Source organism: Aquabacterium commune (assembly GCF_004362855.1).
GTDB classification, from domain to species: domain Bacteria; phylum Pseudomonadota; class Gammaproteobacteria; order Burkholderiales; family Burkholderiaceae_C; genus Aquabacterium; species Aquabacterium commune.
In genome coordinates, this window is the sequence record NZ_SNXW01000005.1 from 78,961 (window position 1) to 99,349 (window position 20,389).

Here is a 20,389-nt window from a genome sequence, read left to right on the forward strand (position 1 = left end):
TCAAGCGGGCGGAAAACCGACTCAAGTTTGCCCCGCCAAGCGCCGATACCAAAACACGCTGTGAAAGGGCCACGCCCGTGGTTCGCACTGGCGAGGAGTTTTGGTTCATGACCTGGATCACATGGCTGCGGGGCTTCTCCATCCGGTCCCGCCTGATCGCTTGCATGGCGTTGGTGGTGGCGATTGGCACCATCGTGGGCGTGGGCATGAGTTGGCGCCTGCTGTCGCTCAAGGGTGAGTTCGACACCTTCGCTCAGCAGGAATTCACCGCCACGCAGCGCATGGCGACGCTGGCCTTGAGCCTCAGCAAGCTGCGCGGCCAAGAGAAGGCCGCCATCATCAACACCGGCGATTCGGTCACCGCCGAGAACCACTTCAAAGCCTGGAAGGCGGCGTTGGTGGAATCGGGCCAAGCCGCGCAGGCGCTGGTCGCGGCGGCGCCGAACGCGCAAATCCGCCAGGCGGCCGAGACCGTCAAGGCCAAGCTCGACACCTACGGCAAGGGCCTCACGCCCACGCTGGAGCTGATCGTTTCCAACGCGCTGGGCTCGTCGGCCGAGGCCTACCAATCGAGCGAGCCGGCCCGCGCCGAAGCCGACCAGGTCGAGGTGATCGCTGCCAAGCTCAATGGCGACGTCACCGATTTGGCCGACCGCCACCGCGATGCCGTGGCCGACGAAGTCACCGCCGCCATCACCGCGCTGTGGGCGCTGCTGATGTCGCCGGGCATCGTTTTCCTGCCGCTGATGGCCGCGACGATTTTCTCCATCACCGGGCCGCTCAAGCGCGCCGAAGACATCACCCAGGCCATCGCCCACGGCGACCTCACCCGCGAGATCAAGCCCAATGGCAAGGACGAAATCGCCCACCTGATGACGTCGATGCGGACGATGCAGGACGGCCTGCGCCAGATGGTGGCCTCGGTGCGCGACTCGTCCGAGAGCATGCTGACGGCGTCCACCGAAATCGCGGCGGGCAACCAGGACCTGTCCACCCGCACCGAACAAACCGCGTCGAACCTGCAGGAAGCCGCGTCTTCGATGGACCAGCTCAGCAAGACCGTGGAGCACTCGGCCGATTCGGCCAACGAGGCCAACCACCTCGCCACGACGGCCAGCCAGCGCGCCAGTGCCGGTGGCGAGGTCGTGGGCAGCGTGGTGCAGCACATGAACGAGATCAGCGAGGCCTCGCGCAAGATCGCCGACATCATCGGCGTGATCGATGGCATCGCCTTCCAGACCAACATCCTGGCGCTCAATGCCGCGGTGGAAGCTGCCCGGGCCGGCGAACAGGGCCGCGGCTTCGCGGTGGTGGCTGGCGAGGTGCGCTCGCTGGCGCAGCGCTCGGCCGAAGCCGCCCGCGAGATCAAGGGCCTGATCGGCCAGTCCACCGAGCGGGTGGAAGTGGGCTCGCAAAAGGTGCGCGAGGCCGGCGAGGTCATGAGCGAGATCGTCAACGCCATCCAGCGCGTGTCCCTGGCCATGGGCGAGGTGGCCGACGCCACCCGCCAGCAGTCCAGCGGCATCGGCCAGGTCACGCAGTCGGTGACCCAGCTGGACCACATGACGCAGCAAAACGCGGCCCTGGTGGAGCAGTCCGCCGCGGCGGCTGACAGCCTGCGCCAGCAAGCCATCGACCTGTCGCAAACGGTGCAGCGCTTCCACATCCAGGCTTGACGCTGCGGCAGGCCACGCGCCCGCCCGCAAACTGCCCGCTAAGTGCCCGCAGAGCGTCACAGACAGGCGGATAATCGGCAGCCATGAAGCTGCGTTTCACCAAGATGCACGGCGCGGGCAACGACTTCGTCGTGCTCGACGCCACCCGCGGGCCGCTGGCACAAGGTCTGACCTTGAGCGCGGCCCAGTACCGCTTCCTGGCCGACCGGCGCTTTGGCATCGGCGCCGACCAGATCCTCATCGTCGAGCCCGGCGACCCGGCCCGCGGCACCGACTTCACCTACCGCATCGTGAACGCCGACGGCGGCGAGGTCGAGCAGTGCGGCAATGGCGCGCGCTGTTTCGCCCGCTTCGTGCACGACACCGGCCTGACCGCGAAAGACGTGATCCGCGTGCAGACGATGAAGGCTGTCATTGAGCCCCGCCTGCAGGCCGATGGCCGCGTCACCGTGGACATGGGCGCGCCCTTCCTCGTGCCCGCCGAGGTGCCCTTCGATGGCGCCGGCCTGACGCCCCAGCTCGTCAACGGCTGTGAGCTGTGGCCGCTGCCACTGGCCGATTACCCGGTCGACGTGGCCGTGGTGTCCATGGGCAACCCGCACGCCGTGCTGCGCGTGGACAGCGCCGAACACGCCCCGGTGGAAGAGCTCGGCCCCCAGATCGAAAGCCATGCGCGCTTCCCGCGCCGCGTCAACGCCGGCTTCATGGAGGTCGTTGACCGCGGCCACATCCGCCTGCGCGTGTTCGAGCGCGGCTCCGGCGAAACGCTGGCCTGCGGTTCGGGCGCTTGCGCGGCCGTGGTGGCGGGCATCCGCCTGGGCTGGCTCGATGCCACCGTGCACGTGGACATGCCGGGCGGCCGCCTGACCATCGCCTGGGCCGGCCCCGGTCAGCCGGTGATGATGACCGGCCCGGCCGTCAAGGTGTTTGATGGCGAGATTGACATCCCGGACACCGACGTCCCTGAACTCTGAGTTGCGAGCACCCCTGACATGACCCTCCAAGGCATCACCGAAGACGAGATCGCGAACTACCTGGTGCACACGCCCGGCTTCTTCGAGCGCAACGCCCAGCTGCTGGCCAGCATCCAGCTCACCAGCCCGCACGGCCAGCGCGCCGTCTCGCTGCAGGAGCGCCAGATGGAGATGCTGCGCGACAAGATACGCGGCCTGGAAAAGCGCATCATCGAGATGATCCGCCACAGCCAGGAGAACGAGGCCATCGCCGACCGCCTGCACCGCTGGGTGCGCGCCACCATGCTGGCGCACGAAGACGCCGCCCTGCCCGAGGTGCTGGTCGAAACCCTGCGCCACGAGTTCCTGATCCCGCAGGTGGCGGTGCGCATCTGGGGCACGGCCGAGCAGGCCCTGCGCGCCGAAGTCGCCGCCCTGCCCTGCGCCGAGGCCGTCAGCGAAGACGCCCGCAGCTTCGCGGCCAGCCTGGGCCAGCCCTACTGCGGCCTGAACTCCGGCTTCGAGGCGGGCAAGTGGCTGGAAGACAGCGCCCACATCACCTCGCTGGCGCTGATCCCCCTGCACCACGGCGGCGAGTGCCACGGGCTGCTGGTGCTGGGCTCGCCCGACGCCACCCGCTACACCGCCGACATGGGCGTGGACTTCCTGTTGCAGGTGGGCGACATCGCCAGCGCGGCCATGTCACGGCTGCTGAGCCGCTGAGCCGCTGAGCCTCTGAGCGGACCGCGGACGGTCGTCAAGCGACCGTCATGCGGCTGTGGCAGCATCCCGGCACACTCAAAATCCGGGAGATTCCGATGCACGCACGCCCCCGCGCGGTGCTGGCCATGGCGGCCGCACTTGCCAGCTTCACGGCCTTGTCCACGGTCGCCACACCGGCCCAGGCGGCCTTCCAGCTCAGCAACGTCGGCCTGCAATGCAGCGAGTCCCTGGTGGTGCAAGAAGGTGACGCCTATGTGCTGAGTTGCGTCGGTGACCTCAACGTGCAAGGCCTGGGCGGCACCGGCAGCTTCCAGGCCGACACCAGCATCACCCTGACCGCCACCGGCAACCTGAGCCTGTTGGACGTGGTGCTGCGGGCGCCCAACATCGTCCTGACCGGCGGGTCGAGCGTGACCGTCGACATCGGCGTCACACTGGATGGCGGAGACGTGCAACTCACCGCGACCGGGGTGACAACGCCCCGCGAAGGGGGCGGCATCGTCATCTCCAATGGCGGCAGCCTGGGCAGCAACGACCCCAGGCTCGGCGGCGGCGTCCTGACCACCGTGGGCAGCGTCGTGCCCGAAGCCAGCAGCTTCGCCATGATGGCCTCGGGTTTGATCGCCTTGCTCGGCCTGCTGGGCGTGACCCGCCGCACCCGGCCTTGAGGCGCTGACAGGCGCTGAAGCCCGGCGCGCGCAGCAGCGTGCCGGTGCCGGATTTCCGGCCCACAATGGCCGCATGGCCCTGCCCCGCCCCGCCATTGCCGATGCCCCTGCGGCGTCAGACACCGCCTCGTCCCATGCGGCCGCCCTCATCGCGCGGCACCTCGAACACCTGCGCGTGCAGCGCCGCCTGGCCGACAGCACCCTGGGCATGTACGCCGACGCGCTCGCCCGCCTGAGCGCCTTCTGCGCGCGCGAATCCCTGGCGCTGGGCGATGTCAAAGCCCACCACGCGCGCGGCTGGCTCGCCCGGCTGCACGCCCAGGGCCTGGGGCCGCGCAGCCTGGCCATCACCCTCTCGGGCTGGCGGGGCTTTTACCGCTGGCTGGGCCGCGAGGGCGGCGTCGCCGCCAACCCCATCGACGGGCTCAAGCCGCCCAAGGCCGCCAAGCCACTGCCCAAGGCGCTCTCGGTGGACCATGCCGTGGCGCTGGCCGAGCATGCACCGGCCGACCCGGCAGAGCACGCCGCCTCCCCGGCCGCGGCCACCCGCTCGGCGCGCGAGGCGCCTTGGCTGCAGGCGCGCGACCACGCCATGGTCGAGCTGCTTTACAGCTGTGGCTTGCGCAGCGCCGAATTGCTGAGCCTGGACGCGCTCGCCGGCCCCGACGCCATCGGCTGGCTGGACTTGGAAGGCGCCGAGGCCCACGTGCTGGGCAAGGGCAGCAAGCGGCGCACCGTGCCCATCGGGCAGGCCGCCTTGACCGCCCTGCGCGCCTGGCTGGCCGTGCGCGAACAGCTGACGCCGCCCGACGGCCCAGCCCTCTTCCTCAGCCGCCTGGGGCGCCGGCTCACGGCCATGCAGCTGCGCAACCGGCTCAAGCAACTGGCCCAGGCGGCAGGGCTGCCCACGCACGTGCACCCGCACATGCTGCGCCACAGCTTCGCCAGCCACCTGCTGCAGTCCAGCGGCGATTTGCGCGCCGTGCAGGAACTGCTGGGCCACGCACACATCAGCACCACGCAGGTTTACACGCGGCTGGACTTCCAGCACCTGGCCAAGGTCTATGACGCCGCCCACCCGCGGGCGCGCCGCAAGGACAGCTGCGACTGATCAGCCCGCGCGGGCCTCTGCGGCGGGCGCCAGGCTGTCGGCCAGGGCGCCCAGCATGCCGCACAAGGCCTCGACGGCCTGGTGGGTGGTCGCGTCCAGCTGACCGCGCTCCGCGCTGGCCTGCACGCGCTGCGCGGCTTCGCGCAATTCGGGCAGCAGCACGTTGGCGGCCATGCCCACCACGCCGTGGGCCAGCTGGCGCAGGGCTTCGGCATCGCCACGCTGCACCGCCTGGCGCAGCAGGGCCGGCTCGTCCTGGCAATGGGTGTGGACCATCTCCAGCAGGCGCGGCACGAAGCCGGGCACCGCGCGGTAATGGGCTTGCAGCGCGGCCTCGTCCAGGCGCGGCAAGGGCAACGGGGGCTCGGGCTGAGCCGCGTGCGCGCCAGCACCGGCATCCAAAGCCGGCTGCGGCTTCAGGCGGGCCAGGCACTGCACCAGCGCGTCGATCATGTAGGGCTTGGTGAGGTAGCCGCTCATGCCGGCGGCCTCGCCGCGCTGGCGCGCATCCTCGAAGGCGTGGGCCGTCAGGCCGATGATGGGCAGCGCCGGCGCCATCGCGCGCATGCGCCGCGTCGCTTCGTAGCCGTCCATCACGGGCATCTCGACGTCGCACAGCACGGCGTCGAAGGCCGCGGTGCCACGGTCTTCCAGCGCGCACACGGCCTGCAGGCCGTTGTCCACCATGGTGGCCTCGGCGCCTTCGAGCAAGAGCAACTGGCCCAGCACCATCTGGTTGATGGGGTGGTCCTCGGCCACCAGCACGCGCAGGCACTGCAAACGGGGCTGGCGCGCGGCACCGGCTGCGAGGGTCGCCGTGGTGGATGGCGACCCACCCGCGTCGGGCGCGCCACCGGCCATGTGGGTCAGCAGGGGGCGCAGCGGCAGCCAGACCTCGAAGCGCGAGCCCAGCCCCACGTTGCTGCTGACGCCGATGCGGCCGTGCATCAGGTCCACCAGGCGCTTGCAAATGGACAGGCCCAGGCCCGTGCCACCCACGCGGCGGGTGCTGCTGTTGTCGCCCTGCTCGAAGGGCTTGAACAGGCGCTGCAACACGGCCGGGCTCATGCCGCTGCCGGTGTCACTGACGACCAGGGACAGGCCGCCCTGGGGATGCTGCGCCGTCGCCGCCGTGGCACTCAGCACCAGCTCCACCCGGCCCGTGTCGGTGAACTTCACCGCGTTGGTCAGCAGGTTGATGAGCAGCTGCGCCATGCGCACCGGGTCGCCCACATAAGCATCGGCCAGCTGCGGGTCGCGCGAGATGCGCAGCGACAGCCCCTTGGCCTTGGCCTGCTGCGAGACCATGGTGACGGCCTGGTCGATCAGCTCGGTGATGTCCACCCGGCCCACCTGCAGCTCCAGCTTGCCGGCTTCGATCTTGGAGAAATCCAGGATGTCGTTGATGACGCCCAGCAGGTGCTGACCCGCCTGCACGATGTGGCCGAAGGTGCCCGCCACCGGCGCGCCCTCGTGCTGGCGCTGCGCCAGTTGCGCCAGGCCCAGCACGGCGTTGAGCGGGGTGCGGATCTCGTGGCTCATGTTGGCCAGGAACTCGCTCTTCGCGCGGTTGGCAGCCTCGGCGGCCACTTCCGCGCGCTTGAGCGAGGACACATCGAAGCCCATGACGATGAAGCCCTTGACCCCGCCACTGGCCACATCGGGCACGAAGCTCAGCTGCCACACCGGGGGCACGCCACAGTCCTGCGCGGGCAAGGGCGAACACTCGCAGGCACAGGCCTCGCCGCGCAAGGCCTGTTGCACATGTGGTGCGATCTGCCCGTAGAGCTCGTCGCTGAGCAGCTCGTGCATGGTGAGTGCCCCATCGCTGCCCTCGCTGTGCCCCAAGGTCTCGCGGTGCACCCGGTTGGCAAAGCGCAGGCGCAAGGCCTCGGGCGTGGCCTCCCAGTACGCCACCATGCCGGGCATGCCGTCGAGGATGGACTGCAGGTGGCGCTCCTTGTCGGCCAGCTCGCGGGTGCGCTCGGCCACCAGCGAGGCCAGGCGGGCGTGGTCAGCGCGGCGGGCCTCTTCGATGGCGATGCGCTCGCTGATGTCGCGGGCGATCTTGGAGGCCCCGACGATCTGCCCCTGCCCATCGCGGATGGGCGACAGCGTCACCGACACGGCCAGGCGCCGGCCGTCGCGGTGCATGCGCACGGTGTCGAAGGAAGACACCGTCTCGCCCCGCGCGATGCGCGACAGCAGCATGGCCTCTTCATCGTGCAGCTCGGGCGGGAACACCATCAGCATCGCTTGACCGATGGCCTCGGCCGCGCTGTGGCCGAACAGGCGCTCGGCCGCCGGGTTCCAGCTGGTGATGATGCCGTCCAGCGTCTTGCCCACGATGGCATCTTCCGAGCTGGTGACGATGGCCGCCAGCCGCGAACGCTCGACCTCGGCATGGCGCAGCTCGGCCACGTCGGTGAAGCTGAGGATGGCGCCGTGCAGCTGGCCATCGGCATCGCGCAGCGGCGACAGCTGCATCAGGTAGTGGCGCTCGTCCTGGTCGATGCGCGAGACCAGCGCCTCGCCCGAGGCCAGGACCTGGCCGATCTGCTCGGGCAGGCCCGACAGCGGCAGGCTGCAAGGCACCGAGGCCAGCGAGCGGCCCACATCGTGTTCCAGCAGGCCGAAGATGCGCACGGCCAGCGGGTTGAAGCGGCGCACGCGCAGGCGGGCATCGACCACCACCAGCGCCACCTGCATGGAGCTCTCGATGCTCAGCAAGGTGTCGTTGAGGCCGGTGAGCTCTTCGGACTTGGCCAGGAGTTGCTCGTTGAGCGTGGTCAGCTCTTCGTTGGAGGCCTGCAGCTCCTCGTTGGACGATTGCAGCTCCTCGGACGAGGCCTGCAGCTCTTCGTGCAGGGACTGGCGGTCGTCGTTGGCGCGCTCCAGCTGCTGGACCATGGCGTGCAGGTGCTCGCGGGCCACGGCCAGTTCGTCGCGCAGGCGGTGCCGCTCGGCGGTGTCGGCTTGCGGGCCCCAAACCGCGTCGGGCCCATGGGCACGGGCCGCGCTGTCCAGCCCCTGCTGCGCGATGCCACCGCCAGTCTGCGCCACCGCTTGCACCTCGAAGCTCACCACCACACCCTGCACCTCGCCCACCGGGCTGCACAGGGCCTGGGCGTGCAGGCGCACGGCTTCGGCTGGCCCAGCGCCATCTGGCAAGGGCAAGGCCACCGGCATGCTGGCCAGCTCCGACGGCGCGGCCGTGGTGGCCAGGTGCAGCAAGGTGCGCACCTCGGCGCGCAAGGCCGGCACGCACAAGCCGACCAGGGAGAAGTCCGCCTTGCCGCCCTCCAGCTTGAGGAAGCGGTCCACATCGCCCCACAGATGCTGGACCTGCCCCTGCGCGTCCACCAGCACGCTGGGCAAGGCGTGGCGCTGCAGCAGGTGCTGGTGAAAGCGCAACTCGCTGGCGGCCAGCAACTCGGCGGGCGCCGGCCGCGCCTTCTGCGCAGCGGCCGCGGCACCGATGCGCCGCCACCCCATCGACAGCTCCAGCAAACGGGGCGATGGCACCGTGCGCCGGCGGAACAGCTTGACGTGGCCGTCGGTGGGCTGGAAGAGCTCGCTCAAGGCCCCGACCGACTCCGACTGTCCCAGCAGCAGGCAGGCCTGCGGCCGCAAAGCATGGTGGAAACGCGAGAGGATTTCCACCTGCGCCGAGCCCTCGAAATAGATCAGCACATTGCGGCAGCTCAGCACGTCGAGGTTGACGAAGGGCGGCTGCGACAGCAGGTCGTGTTGCGCGAAAACGCACAGGTCGCGGATGTGGCGGGCCGGCCGCACGCCGTCCTGATCGACCACAAAATGGCGCGCCGCCAGCTCGGCCGGCACGCCCTCCAGCGCGGCATGCGGGTACACGGCACGGCGGGCCTGGGCGATGGCGTCGGCATCGATGTCGGTGGCGAACAGGCGCACGGGGCAACGCGGCAGCCGGTCGCCCAAGGCCTCGGCCACCAGCACGGCCAGGGTGTAGGCCTCTTCGCCGGTGGCGCAACCCGGCACCCACAGGCGCAGCCCCTCGGCATCGGGGCGCACCGAGACGATCTCGGCCAGCACCTCGGCCAGGCGCGCGAACACCTCCGGGTCGCGGAAAAACCGCGTCACCGAAATCAGCAGGCTGCGCTGCAGGCGCTGCAACTCGGCGGCATCCTGCTGCAAGTGGGCCACGTAGGCGTCCAGATCGGGCACGCCCAGCTCCAGCATGCGCCGCTGCAACTGCCGGCGGAAGGTGCTGTCCTTGTAGTGCGACACATCGACCTGCGTGGCGTGGCGCACCAGCTCCACAATGACGTCCAGCAAGGCCGCTTCCTGGACGCCAGCTTCCGGTGAGGCAGAAGACATCGCCAGGGCGACCGAGGAGGTTCGGGGGTGGATGTGCCGCATGAGACAGGGCTTGGAGGAAGGGCTTGAGGCCGCCAGGACCGCAGCGGGCAGGTGGAGAAAACGGGCCTCGCCAAGCGCCCGACGATACCGCGCCAGCGGCCCCATGAAAATAGGCACCATCGGACACGCGTGCGACAACGCATTGTGGGGTCAGACATAATGGAATTGACAAATGTCATGCTTTCGCAGTCACAGATGAGCTCGAAAACCGTGCCCAGGCAGCTCTGGGATTTCCGCCGCGGCATGGCCACCGCGCGTGTCCTGTGCCAGTTGGGCCTGGACCACGGCCTGGGCCTGGACGAGGTCTTGCGCCACTCGGGGCTCGGTCAGGCCCAGACCGAAGACCCGCGCGGCCAACTGGAAGCGCTGCAGGAAATCCAGCTCATCCGCAACCTGGTCAACCTGCTGCCGCAGCGGTCCACGCTGGGCATCGAGGCGGGCTGCCGCTACCACGTCACCACCTACGGCCTGTGGGGCTACGCCGTGATGGCCAGCCCGACGCTGGGCATGGGCATCAGCATGGCCTCGCGCATGCTCAACCAGACGTTTTCGCTGACCACCAATGAGGTCGAGCAGGTCGGCGACCAGATCATGGTGACCTACCACTCCGACCACCTGCCGACCGACGTGCGCCAGTTCATCATGGACCGCGACCGCGCCGCCGTGGTCACGCTGCAGCGCGAAATCCTCGGGCGGCCGCTGGCCTACCGGGCCATCCTGATGCGCCGCCCCGAGCCCGAGCCCGAGGTCATCGAGGCCTACACCCAGCTCTTCGGCGTGCGCCCGCTGTTCAACCAGGCGCAAGACCGCAGCCTGTTCGCCGCTGCGCTCATGCACGAGCCCCTGCCCCAGGCCGACCCCCACACCGCCGCACTGTGCGAGCAGATGTGCAAGCGCCTGGTGGACGAGCGCGGCGCCCGCACCGGCGTGGCCGCCCAGGTGCGCGACCGCCTCATGCGCACGCCCGGCCACATCCCCGACATGGAGGAAATCTCCGCCGAGATGGGCATGACGTCGCGCACCCTGCGCCGCCACCTCACGGCTGAGGGCGCCTCCTTCCGCTCGCTGCTCGAAGAGGTGCGCTCCACCCTCGCCGAGGAGCTGATGACGCGCGCCACGCTCACGCACAGCGAAATCGCCGAGCGCCTGGGCTACGCCGACGTCACCACCTTCATCGAAGCCTTCCGGCGCTGGCGCGGCGTGCCCCCCAGCGAGTTCCGCAAGGCCCAGGGCGTGGTGCGGCCAGGCGCAGGCGGCCCGATGCGTCGCCGTTTCATCCCTCGCTGAGCTTTTCTCCCGGCGTGCCGGGAGATGCGTGCCATAAGCCTCGTAAAAGCGACCTTGTCGGGTGCAGTTCCATGCATTTGGCCGATGCCAACGGCCTAGACTGGGCAGGTTTTCCAAGGACTTCGCCATGAGCATCGCGCCCCAACTCCGCAACCTGAACATCGACCTGCCGGCCTGCCCGAGCACCCTGGTCAAGCTGTCGTTGCTGATGGCCGACGAGAACTGCTCGACCGACCAGCTCGCCTCGCTCATCGAAACCGACATGGCCCTGTCCTCGGCCGTGGTGCGCACCGTCAACTCCGCCCTGTTCGGCCTGCTCAAGCGCGTGGAAACCGTGCACGAGGGCATCCGCTACCTGGGCATGGCGCAAGTGGCCGGCCTGACCTACGAAATCGGCTTGCGCGGCGCCTTCCCGCCCAGCCCGCTGCTGCAAAACATCTGGGACCGCGCCGGCATCCGCGGCCTGGCCATGGGCCGCATCGCCCGCCAGCTCGACGTGGACCCGTGGCTGTCGCACACCGCCGGCCTGTTCGCCGAAAGCGGCCGCGCCGTGCTCTTCGCCTACGACCGCCAGCGCTACGCGGCCCTGGACACCGATGGCTCCGACGAGGCTTTGCTGTGCGCCGCCGAGATCGAAGCTTTCGGCGTCAGCCACTCGGCCCTGGGCGCGGCCCTGTGCCAGTCCTGGGGCCTGTCGCGCGAGGTCAGCGACAGCGTGCGCGCCCGCCCCAACAGCGCCACCCAGTGGACGCAGGAGCGCCCCGCCGTGCAAAAGCTGCTGACCATCGGCGCCGCCGTGGACAAGCTGCTGCTCAACCCCCTGGGCAACACCGACCCGCAGGCCGTCTGGTCGGAGCTGGAGCCGGTCGCCCACCAGGTCGGCCTGCACTTCCAGGCCTTCCAGCTGGCCACCATGCGGGTCTGCGAGCGCCTGAACATCCCCCAGTCCGAGGGTTGAGGCCGGCGGCCCAGTGTCCGCCCGATTGACACCTGGCGCCAATCGCTGCAGCATCGGCTGCAACGATCAAACCGAGAGGATGTCCCTGTGACGGGCGCACAGGCGCGCCGGTCTGCGGCCTGAAGCAACAGCCTTCCGGCGGCTCACCGCGCACGCCCCTGCCCACCCGCCAGCGCGGCCGCCCCGACCAAAGGACTGCATGCCGTCTGGCTTTTCCGCGTTCGCGCCGCCCCTGCACGGCCACGATGCCGCCGCTTCGCACGACCCCGAACTCACCCGGCTGATCCGGGCCGAGCGCATCCGCATGCTGTTCGCGCCCACCGTGCCGGTGTCGGTGGTCAGCGTCCTGGCCGCCATCGGCCTGGCCATCGCCGTGGCCGACCAGACCGGCCACCGCTGGGCCATCGCCTGGGCCTCGCTGTGCGTGCTGGCCTCGGTGGTGCGGCTGCTCCAGTGGCGGGCCTACCGCCGCGCCGGTCAAGAGGCCACGGCCCACGGCACCGAGCGCGACGACCCGGGCTGGCTGCACAAGCTCACCCTGACCTGTGCGCTGCACGGCGCCTGCTGGGGCCTGGCCGGCGTGATGATGCCGGTGCGCGACATGGTCACCAGCGCGGTCATCAGCGCAACCCTGGTGGGCGCCTGCGCCGTGTGCACCTTCACGCTGCAGGCGCACTTTCGCCCCAACCTGGCCATCAACCTGCCCATGCTGGTGCCAGCGGGTCTGGCGCTGCTGTTCCGCCAGGACGCCTACGGCTTCTTCGGCGGCGCCGGCCTGCTGTCGCTGCTGGCCCTGCTGCTGTTCGAAAGCCGCCGCGCCGAGCGCCGCATCACCGAGCTGCTGTGGCTGCGCTTCACCACCGACCGCATCGCCCGCGAACGCACCGCCGCATTGGTCATGGCGCAAAGGCACAGCGCCATCAAAGACCAGTTCCTGGCCACCATGAGCCACGAAATGCGCACGCCGCTGCACGGCATCCTGGGCCTGGCGCGCCTGACGCTGGAGCGCCTGCCCGCGCGCCCGGGCGTGCTGGCCGAAAGCCGCCACCAGGTCGAGCTCATCGAGCGGGCCGGCGAGCACCTGCTGCACATCATCAACGACGTGCTCGACTTCTCCCGCATCGAGGCCGGCAAGCTGCACATCGAGCACGCACCCTTCGAGTTGCGCGCCCTCCTCGACGAGGTGCTGGGCCTGTTGCGCGTCAACGCGTCCGACAAGGGCCTGCGCCTGCTGACCGATGTGCGCCTGCCGCAACCCTGCTGGGTGCAAGGCGACGCCGCCCGCGTCCGCCAGATGCTGCACAACCTGTTGGGCAACGCCATCAAGTTCACCGACATGGGCGAGGTGCGGCTGGTGGTGGCGCGCGACAAGGCGCAAGGCCATGGCGAAGGCACACTGCGCTTCACCATCCAGGACAGTGGCGTGGGCATCCCGCCCGAACAACTGCCCCTGATCTTCGACGCCTTCCACCAGGCCGACGGCAGCTTCGTGCGCCGCCACAAGGGCACGGGCCTGGGCCTGACCATCACCCGCGAGATCGCGCGGGCCATGGGCGGCGACGTGGTCTGCATGAGCGAATTGGGGCGCGGCTCGGTGTTCACCATCACGGTGCCCCTGCCCGACATCCCGGCGCCCGGGCCCGCCGTGGGCGAGCTGCGCAGCGAACCCGCCGCGGGCGGCCTGGTGCATTTCAACGCCCACGTGCTGCTGGTGGAAGACAACCCCGTGAACGCCCTGGTGGCCGACGCCATGCTGCGCCGCCACGGCCTGAGCGTGACCCGCGCCGACAACGGCCGCGAGGCCCTGGCCCTGCTGTCACACGACAGCCGGCCCTTTCAGCTGGTGCTGATGGACCTGCAAATGCCGGAAATGGGCGGCATGGAAGCCAGCCGCCTGTTGCGCCGCTGGGAAAGCGAGCACGGCGTGCTGCCCATCCCGGTGGTGGCGCTGACGGCCAACGCGCTGAGCAGCGACCGGGCGCAGTGCCTGGCCGCCGGCATGGACGACCACCTCGCCAAGCCCTTCCGGGCCGACGAGCTGCTGGCGGTGCTGCACCGCCACCTGGCCGGTCACGCCACCGCAACCATCACTGCTTGACGGCTTCGACCTGGATCACCAGCTTGATGTCGTTGGGGATGAAGGGCAGGCCATAGCCCATGCCGAACTCAGCGCGCTGGATGGTGGTTTCGAAGTCGCCGCCACACACCTGGCGCTTGAGCATGGGGTTGTCGTAGCAGCCATAGCTGTTGGCCTTCAGCGTCACGGTCTGGGTCTTGCCCAGCAGGGTCAGGTCACCCACAACGGCCACGACCTTCTCGCCTTCGAACACGACCTTGCTGCTCTTGAACGTGGTCTGGGGGAAGGCTTCGGCGTTGAAGAAATCTTTGCCCTTGAGGTGGTTGTTGAAGGCCTCGGTGCCAGTGTTGATCGAGCCCATGTCGATGGTGATGTCCACCTGGCCGGTCTTGGCGGCGGCGTCGATGGTGACCGAGCCCGACTTCTTGTCAAAGCGGCCGCGGTTGGTCGAGGTGCCGAAGTGCTTGGCCTCGAAGGTCACGAAGGTGTGGGTCGGGTCGATGGCGTAAGTGGCCGGTGCCGCGTGGGCGGCGGTGGCAGCCAGGGAAGCCAGCAGGGCAGAAGCGATCAGGGTGCGGGTCATGGGAATCTCCAGTGAAGGGGTGGGTCGGGGGAAAGAAGGGATGGGTGAAGACGGGATGGGTGAACGGGGCGGGCAAGGACGCTCAGAGCGCCGGCACGCCCTGCAGCACCAGCTTGAAGCTGACCTGGACGTCGTTGGCAACGATGGACGCATCGGCCCAATCGCCCTCGCCCACTTTGAAGTCCAGGCGCTTGAGCACGAAGCTGCCGGTGGCCGTGCTCAGGCCCTGGGCCTGGCTGAGCTGCACGGGCACGACCAGGTCATGCGCCTGGCCCTTGAGCGTGAGCTTGCCAGCCACTTCGAACTTGCCACCGCCCAGGGCCTTGATGGCGCTGGACTGGAAGCTCGCCTTGGGGAACTTGGCGGTGCCGAACCACTCAGGCTTGGACAGCTCGCGGTCGGCATCGGCGTTCAGTGCCACGCTGCCCAGGTCCAGGCTGAAAGCGATCTTGCTGGTGGCCGGCGCCTTGGGGTCGAAGGCCGACTGCACCTGGAAGGCCTTGAAGCGGCCCTGCAGGGGCACGCCCAGCTGCTTGGCCACGAAGGTGACTTCGCTCTTGGCGGGCACCAGGGTTTGAGGCGCGGCGGCGGCAGGCTGGGCCAGGGCCGGCCCAGCGGCCAGGCTGGCCAGGGCGCCCATGGTGGTCAGGGCGGCCAGCGCCACGGTCAAGGAACGGCGAGAGGTCATGGAAAACTCCTTGGCAGGCAGGATGGGGTGGTGTGGGAAGGCGTGGGGTCGGCTCAGCGGCCCGGGCGCATGCGGTCCAGCAGGCCATCGCGGTCGATGAACTGGTGCTTGAGTGCCGCTGCCACGTGCAGGGCCACCAGCCCGATCAGGCCCCAGGCCGCCAGGGCGTGCAGGGGCTTGATCGCATCGGCCAAAGCCGGGTCGGGCGAAACAAAGTCAGGCAGCGCCAGCACGCCGAACCACACGATGGGGTAGCCCTTGGCCGAGCTGTAGGCCCAACCCAGCAGCGGCACGGCGAAGAACAGCAGGTACATCAGGTGGTGGGTGCCGTGGTGGGCGACGCGCTGCCAGCTGGGCATGGCCTGTGTGATGCGGGCCGGCAAGGCGGGCGGGCGGTGCGTCAGGCGCCAGACCAGGCGCAGCAGCGACAGCGCCAGGATCGTCACCCCGGCCCACTTGTGCCAGTTGATGAGCTTGAGCTTGTTCGGCGAGAACGGCAGGTCCTCCACATACAGGCCCACCAAGAACGCGGTGAGGATGGCCACGGCCAGCACCCAGTGCAGCAGCATGGCCACGGCGGTGTAGCGCGGCGAGGCCGCGGTCAAATTGGGTTGAGATGGGTTTGTCATCGAAGTCACCTCCTGGGGCTTGGCATCACCATCGTCAGCGTAAAGACGCGCCCATTCAAGCAGGTTGAGTGGGATTCACGCCAAACTTCAAATCATTTGAATGTGTCGGCGCAAGCCCCCTTGCCTTCCACCGCCTGGCTACAGTTCAATGGCATGAACGCCGATGCCCATGGCAATGTGGTGAAAGGTCCATGCAGACATCCGTGACATCCTCGCTCGCCAACTGGCTGCTGAGCGCCGACCCCAAGCAGCGCTTGCGCATCCAGCGCTCGCTGTTGGCCGCCAACGTGTTCCTGGCGTGTTGCGGCCTGCAGGCCTATGCCGTGTGGATGGGCTTCATGAACGCGCAAGACGCCACCTGGCTGTCGGGCGCCATCGTCGCCAACTGCCTGCTGTGGTACGCCGTGCTGCGCTCGGGCCTCAACCAGCGCTTCGCCGACCCGGCCCTCACCCTGCCCCAGATCCTGGCGGCCCTGACCATCATCATCGGCGCCTACGCCGTCACCGGGCCGGTGCACGGCTCGACCATGATGCTGCTGGTGCTGGTGCTCGTGTTCGGCGTCTTCAACCTGCAACCGCGCGGGGCCCGCATCGCCGCAGGCTACACCGTGGTGGCCATGGGCGTGGCCCAGGGCCTGATGATGGCGCGCGACCCGGTCAACTACCCCTTCAAGCTGGAGATCGTGCACTTCCTGCTGACGGCCGCCATCGTGCCGACCATCTCCTCGCTGGCCGCCCAGCTCAGCAGCCTGCGCGCCCGGCTGCAAAGCCAGAAAGACGAGCTCGGCCAGGCCCTGGTGCGCATCCAGATCCTGGCCACGCGCGACGAGCTCACCGGCCTGGTCAACCGCCGCCACATGATGGACGTGCTGCACCAGCACCGCAAGCGCCTGGAGCGCACCGGCCACCACCGCTTCTGCCTGGCCCTGATCGACCTCGACCACTTCAAGCGGGTCAACGACACCCATGGCCACGGCGTGGGCGACGAGGTGCTGCGCAACTTCGCCGTGATCGCGCAAAAAGCCCTGCGCGACACCGACGTGCTCGCGCGCTGGGGTGGTGAGGAATTCCTGATGCTGCTCAACGACACCAGCACCGAGCAGGCCAATGTCGGTCTGGAGCGCGTGCGGGACATGATCGCAGGCGCGCCCATGTCGAGCGCGGTGCCCGAGCTGCGCGCCACCTTCTCGGCCGGGCTCACCGCCTACGACTGCGCCGAGCCCCTGGACGCCTGCATCGAGCGCGCCGACCGGGCCCTGTACGCCGCCAAGGCCGCAGGCCGCAACCGCACGGCCGTGGAGCAGGCGCCTGCGCCCGCATCCACGTCCACGCCCGCCAACGCCGCGCCCCAGCGGCAAAGTGATGCAGCCAGCATCATCTGAAACCACCCACAAGGGCGCTGGTGCATCCGCGTTGCCCGCGTTATGCTCCCCCCCAGGGCCGACGTGTGCAACGCGGTGCCCAACACAACATTCAGATGACGGTTGACCGGGGCTCACCACCCCCTGGTCGATGCCGTGGAGGCGGGCCCAGGTCTGTGCAAGACCGATCCCGTGGGTGGTGACTGTCCTTGCAGTGCCATGTCGAGCTTGTCCTCAGGAGTCCCGGGGCCGTCGGGTGTGTCCGCACCCTTCCCCCACCCCCCGGCCCCCGACCGCGATGCGGCGGAAGCACCCTACCAGCTGATTTTCGAGGCCGCCGGCATCGGGATGGTGCGGGTCTCCCTGCGCGGCCGCATCCTGGAGGCCAACCCGCGCTTCGCCGACATCGTCGGGCGCCGCCGCACCGACCTGGTCGGCCTGCACGTGCAGGACATCACCCACCCGGACGACGTCTCGGCCTCGCGCGCCCACATGGAAGCGGCGGTCCACGGCCACACGGCGGGCTACGTCACCGAAAAGCGCTACGTCCGCCCCGACGGGCAGGTGGTGTGGGCCTCGCTCAACGTCGCCGTGCTGCGTGACGCACAGGGCGAGCCGGTGCAGTTCATCGCCGTGGTGGAAGACATCACCGCGCGCCAGCAGATGCAGGACGCGATGAACTCCGCGCGCGCCGCCGAGCGCGCCAGCAAGGCCAAGACGGAATTCCTCTCGCGCATGAGCCACGAGCTGCGCACCCCGCTCAACGCCATGCTGGGCTTCGCGCAGCTGCTGCGCGTGGACCCGCGCCACCCCCTGCACCCGGACCAGCGCGGCAAGGTGGACCACATCGAGCGCGCAGGCGCCCACCTGCTGGCCATGCTCACCGACGTGCTGGACCTCTCCCGCATCGAAGCCGGCAGCCTGCCCATGGCCATCGAGCCCCTGCCCCTGTCCGATGTGCTCGACGCCGCCGTGGCCCTGGTGAGCAACCAGGCCAGCGACGCCCAGCTGCACCTGGTCTGCACGCCCCCGGAGCCCGACCTGTTCGTGCACGGCGACGCGGTGCGCCTGCGCCAGATCCTGGTCAACCTGCTGTCCAATGGCGTCAAGTACAACCAGCCGGGCGGTCGCCTCATGGTCGAGGCCATGGGCCTGGACCGCGAGGTGGTCATCACCGTGAGCGACTCCGGGCGGGGCATGAACGAGGCCCAGCTGGCCCACCTCTTCGAGCCTTTCAACCGCCTGGGCGCCGAGCGCACCAGCATCGAAGGCACGGGCATCGGGCTGGTCATCGTCAAGCGCCTGGTGGAGCTGATGCACGGCCGCATCGAGGTCAGCAGCCGCCAGGGTGCGGGCACACACTTCCGCGTCTGGCTGCCACGCGCCGAGGCCCCGCAAGACGACGACGCCCTGGCCACGCGCCCACGCACCGGCTTTGGCGCCCTCGACGACGGCATGGCCGACGGCCTGACGGTGCTTTACGCCGAAGACAACGTGGTGAATGTGGAGCTGCTGCGCCAGGTCATGCGCATGCGCCCGCAATGGCACCTGGACGTGGCCACCTGCGGACAGGAGGCCATCGCGATGGCCCTGTCGCAACCGCCTGACCTGCTGCTGCTGGACATGCACCTGGGCGACATGAACGGCCTGGACGTGTCCGACGCCCTGGCCTTGCATGCCCGCACGGCAGCCATCCCGCGGGTGGCGCTGTCGGCGGACGTCATGCCAGACCAGATCAGCGAGGCGCGTCAGCGGGGCTTTGTCGAGTACCTCACCAAGCCGCTGGACGTCGGAAAGCTGCTGACCTTGCTGGACCGCTGCGCGCGAGGCGACGCGCTCTGACCGAACAGCGCGGTCAGATCGGCAAATCGGTGAAGAAGCGCCCGCCGTGGTAAACCAGGGGCGCCGCGCCCACCCGGCGGCTGCAGTGTGCGACCTCGCCCACGAAAATGATGTGGTCGCCCTCGGCGTGCTGGCTGCGGTTGCGGCACTCGAACACCGCCACGGCACCGTCGATGAGCGGGGCCCCGGTGAGGCCCGCGCGCCAGGCCACGCCCTCGAAACGGTCGATGCCCTTGCGTGAGAAGCGCTCGGCCAGCAGGCGCTGGTCGGCCGCCAGCACGTTGATGGCGTAGTGCGCGGCCTCCTGGAAGCCCGGCATGGAGCTGGACTGGCTGGACAGGCTCCAGAGCACCAGCGGCGGCGCCAGCGAGACCGAGTTGAAGGAGTTGGCGGTCAGCCCCAGCAAACGGCCATCGGCCGCACGCGCCGTGACGATGGTCACCCCGGTGGTGAACTGGCCCAGGGCGGCGCGGTAGTCCTCCTGCGTGAACGGCGCGGCGGGGGCGGTGGGCGGTGCGGACATCGGCTTGGGCAGTCTGAGTGGAACGCGAGAGTGTAGTGTGGACCCTGAACGGGCGTGCGCCGAAGGGTTGGCGCGGGCCGGTTCAGCGGCGCTTCAAGCGCGCACCGGCAAGCGGTACACCCACACGGGGCGTCCGCCGGCCAGGTCGATGCGGGCGTGCGGGCGCCAGTCCGGCGCTTCGAACTCCAGGCTGACCAGCCAGCTGCCCGGGCGCATCTCCTGCGCGGCCTTGGCCATGGCACGGGGCATGGTCTCGGGGCGCTGGAACAGGTAAACGAGGTCGAACGCCGACCAGTCGTCGGCCCACATGTCGCCACGTCGCACGCGGGCCCAGGGACAGCGCCAGGCCGACACCCAGCGCCACAGGGCGCTCCACTCCACCCCTTCCAGCCGGGCGTTCGGCCAGGTGGCGTGCAAGGCGGCATGCAGGGCGATGAGGCCGTCGCCCATGCCACAGCCGGCGTCCAGCACGCGGGCGCCATCGGTCAGGCGGATGTGGGCGGGCAGATCGGCCAAGGCGCCGCGCGGGGTGGGAAAGACCGGGGCGTCGCGCCAGGCGCGGCGCGGGTAAGCCAGCAGCAGCAAGGCCAGCGGGGCCAGCCAGAGCCAGGACGGCAGGCCGCCGCCGATGCCTTGTCCTGTCGCCCCCCCTTGGAAACCACCCTGGAGGCCTGTTTGGAGCGATTGCGCCAGCACGCTCAGCGGGAAGCCCCCGGCCACGAAGACCCGGCGCCAGGCCGTGGTGGCCACCCAGGGCAGCAAGGCCGCCAGGGCCCCCAGGGCGGTGGGCAGGCCGAGTGCCACCCACACGGGGGCATCTGCCGAACGCAAGGCCAGCGCCAGCGCCCAGGCCAATGCCCAGGTCGCCGCGGCCGGCAGGGGCCAGGTCAGCAGGCGGGCGAGCATGGGCCGCAG

The 20,389-nt window shown here is 69.6% G+C and carries 16 protein-coding genes; 10 read left to right on the top strand and 6 right to left on the bottom strand.

Annotated features, from left to right (window positions below):
• Positions 1-107: 107 nt before the first annotated feature.
• From EV672_RS10105 to EV672_RS10125, 5 genes are all read left to right on the top strand, one after another.
• Positions 108-1,676 (top strand): methyl-accepting chemotaxis protein, encoded by a 1,569-nt coding sequence (locus EV672_RS10105; protein ID WP_133608823.1) that lies wholly within the window; start codon positions 108-110, stop codon positions 1,674-1,676.
• Positions 1,677-1,759: 83 nt separating this feature from the next.
• Positions 1,760-2,650 (top strand): diaminopimelate epimerase, encoded by an 891-nt coding sequence (gene dapF, locus EV672_RS10110; protein WP_133608825.1) that lies wholly within the window; start codon positions 1,760-1,762, stop codon positions 2,648-2,650.
• Between the two features lie 18 nt (positions 2,651-2,668).
• On the top strand, positions 2,669-3,352 hold the full coding sequence (locus EV672_RS10115) for a DUF484 family protein (RefSeq protein WP_133608827.1): 684 nt from the start codon (positions 2,669-2,671) through the stop codon (positions 3,350-3,352).
• Between the two features lie 95 nt (positions 3,353-3,447).
• Positions 3,448-4,020 carry a hypothetical protein gene (locus EV672_RS10120; protein WP_133608829.1) on the top strand — a complete coding sequence of 191 codons (573 nt, stop codon included), beginning with the start codon at positions 3,448-3,450 and terminating at the stop codon, positions 4,018-4,020.
• Between the two features lie 73 nt (positions 4,021-4,093).
• A complete protein-coding gene (locus EV672_RS10125) occupies positions 4,094-5,131 on the top strand; it encodes a tyrosine recombinase XerC (RefSeq protein ID WP_133608831.1) in 1,038 nt (345 codons plus the stop codon).
• Here EV672_RS10125 and EV672_RS10130 read toward each other — a convergent pair whose 3' ends face one another.
• A complete protein-coding gene (locus EV672_RS10130; RefSeq protein WP_166643528.1) occupies positions 5,132-9,526 on the bottom strand; it encodes a CheR family methyltransferase in 4,395 nt (1,464 codons plus the stop codon).
• 195 nt (positions 9,527-9,721) lie between these two features.
• Here EV672_RS10130 and EV672_RS10135 point away from each other — a divergent pair, with 195 nt between their 5' ends.
• The 3 genes from EV672_RS10135 to EV672_RS10145 all read left to right on the top strand — a co-directional run bounded on the left by EV672_RS10135 (position 9,722) and on the right by EV672_RS10145 (position 13,869).
• Positions 9,722-10,813: an AraC family transcriptional regulator gene (locus EV672_RS10135; protein ID WP_166643529.1), complete on the top strand. Its 1,092-nt coding sequence runs from the start codon at positions 9,722-9,724 to the stop codon at positions 10,811-10,813.
• A 127-nt stretch (positions 10,814-10,940) separates the two neighbouring features.
• Positions 10,941-11,771 carry an HDOD domain-containing protein gene (locus EV672_RS10140; protein WP_133608837.1) on the top strand — a complete coding sequence of 277 codons (831 nt, stop codon included), beginning with the start codon at positions 10,941-10,943 and terminating at the stop codon, positions 11,769-11,771.
• A gap of 199 nt (positions 11,772-11,970) precedes the next feature.
• Positions 11,971-13,869: an ATP-binding protein gene (locus tag EV672_RS10145; RefSeq protein WP_133608839.1), complete on the top strand. Its 1,899-nt coding sequence runs from the start codon at positions 11,971-11,973 to the stop codon at positions 13,867-13,869.
• Here the strand turns inward: EV672_RS10145 and EV672_RS10150 are convergent.
• The 3 genes from EV672_RS10150 to EV672_RS10160 form a co-directional block, all read right to left on the bottom strand.
• A complete protein-coding gene (locus EV672_RS10150; RefSeq protein ID WP_133608841.1) occupies positions 13,859-14,431 on the bottom strand; it encodes a YceI family protein in 573 nt (190 codons plus the stop codon). The two genes, EV672_RS10145 and EV672_RS10150, sit on opposite strands and share 11 nt — an antisense overlap.
• A gap of 82 nt (positions 14,432-14,513) precedes the next feature.
• Positions 14,514-15,119 carry a YceI family protein gene (locus EV672_RS10155; protein WP_133608843.1) on the bottom strand — a complete coding sequence of 202 codons (606 nt, stop codon included), beginning with the start codon at positions 15,117-15,119 and terminating at the stop codon, positions 14,514-14,516.
• A 53-nt stretch (positions 15,120-15,172) separates the two neighbouring features.
• Complete coding sequence (locus EV672_RS10160; protein WP_133608845.1) at positions 15,173-15,748, bottom strand: cytochrome b; 576 nt, start codon at positions 15,746-15,748, stop codon at positions 15,173-15,175.
• A 203-nt stretch (positions 15,749-15,951) separates the two neighbouring features.
• Here EV672_RS10160 and EV672_RS10165 point away from each other — a divergent pair, with 203 nt between their 5' ends.
• On the top strand, positions 15,952-17,130 hold the full coding sequence (locus tag EV672_RS10165; RefSeq protein WP_133608847.1) for a GGDEF domain-containing protein: 1,179 nt from the start codon (positions 15,952-15,954) through the stop codon (positions 17,128-17,130).
• 237 nt (positions 17,131-17,367) lie between these two features.
• Positions 17,368-18,951 (top strand): hybrid sensor histidine kinase/response regulator, encoded by a 1,584-nt coding sequence (locus tag EV672_RS10170; RefSeq protein ID WP_166643530.1) that lies wholly within the window; start codon positions 17,368-17,370, stop codon positions 18,949-18,951.
• Positions 18,952-18,964: 13 nt separating this feature from the next.
• Here the strand turns inward: EV672_RS10170 and EV672_RS10175 are convergent, their stop codons facing one another.
• Both EV672_RS10175 and EV672_RS10180 read right to left on the bottom strand, forming a co-directional pair.
• Positions 18,965-19,474, bottom strand: a complete 510-nt coding sequence (locus EV672_RS10175) for a flavin reductase family protein (RefSeq protein ID WP_133608851.1) — start codon at positions 19,472-19,474, stop codon at positions 18,965-18,967.
• Between the two features lie 93 nt (positions 19,475-19,567).
• Positions 19,568-20,380, bottom strand: coding sequence for a class I SAM-dependent methyltransferase (locus EV672_RS10180; protein ID WP_133608853.1), 813 nt, complete (start codon positions 20,378-20,380; stop codon positions 19,568-19,570).
• Positions 20,381-20,389 lie beyond the last annotated feature (9 nt).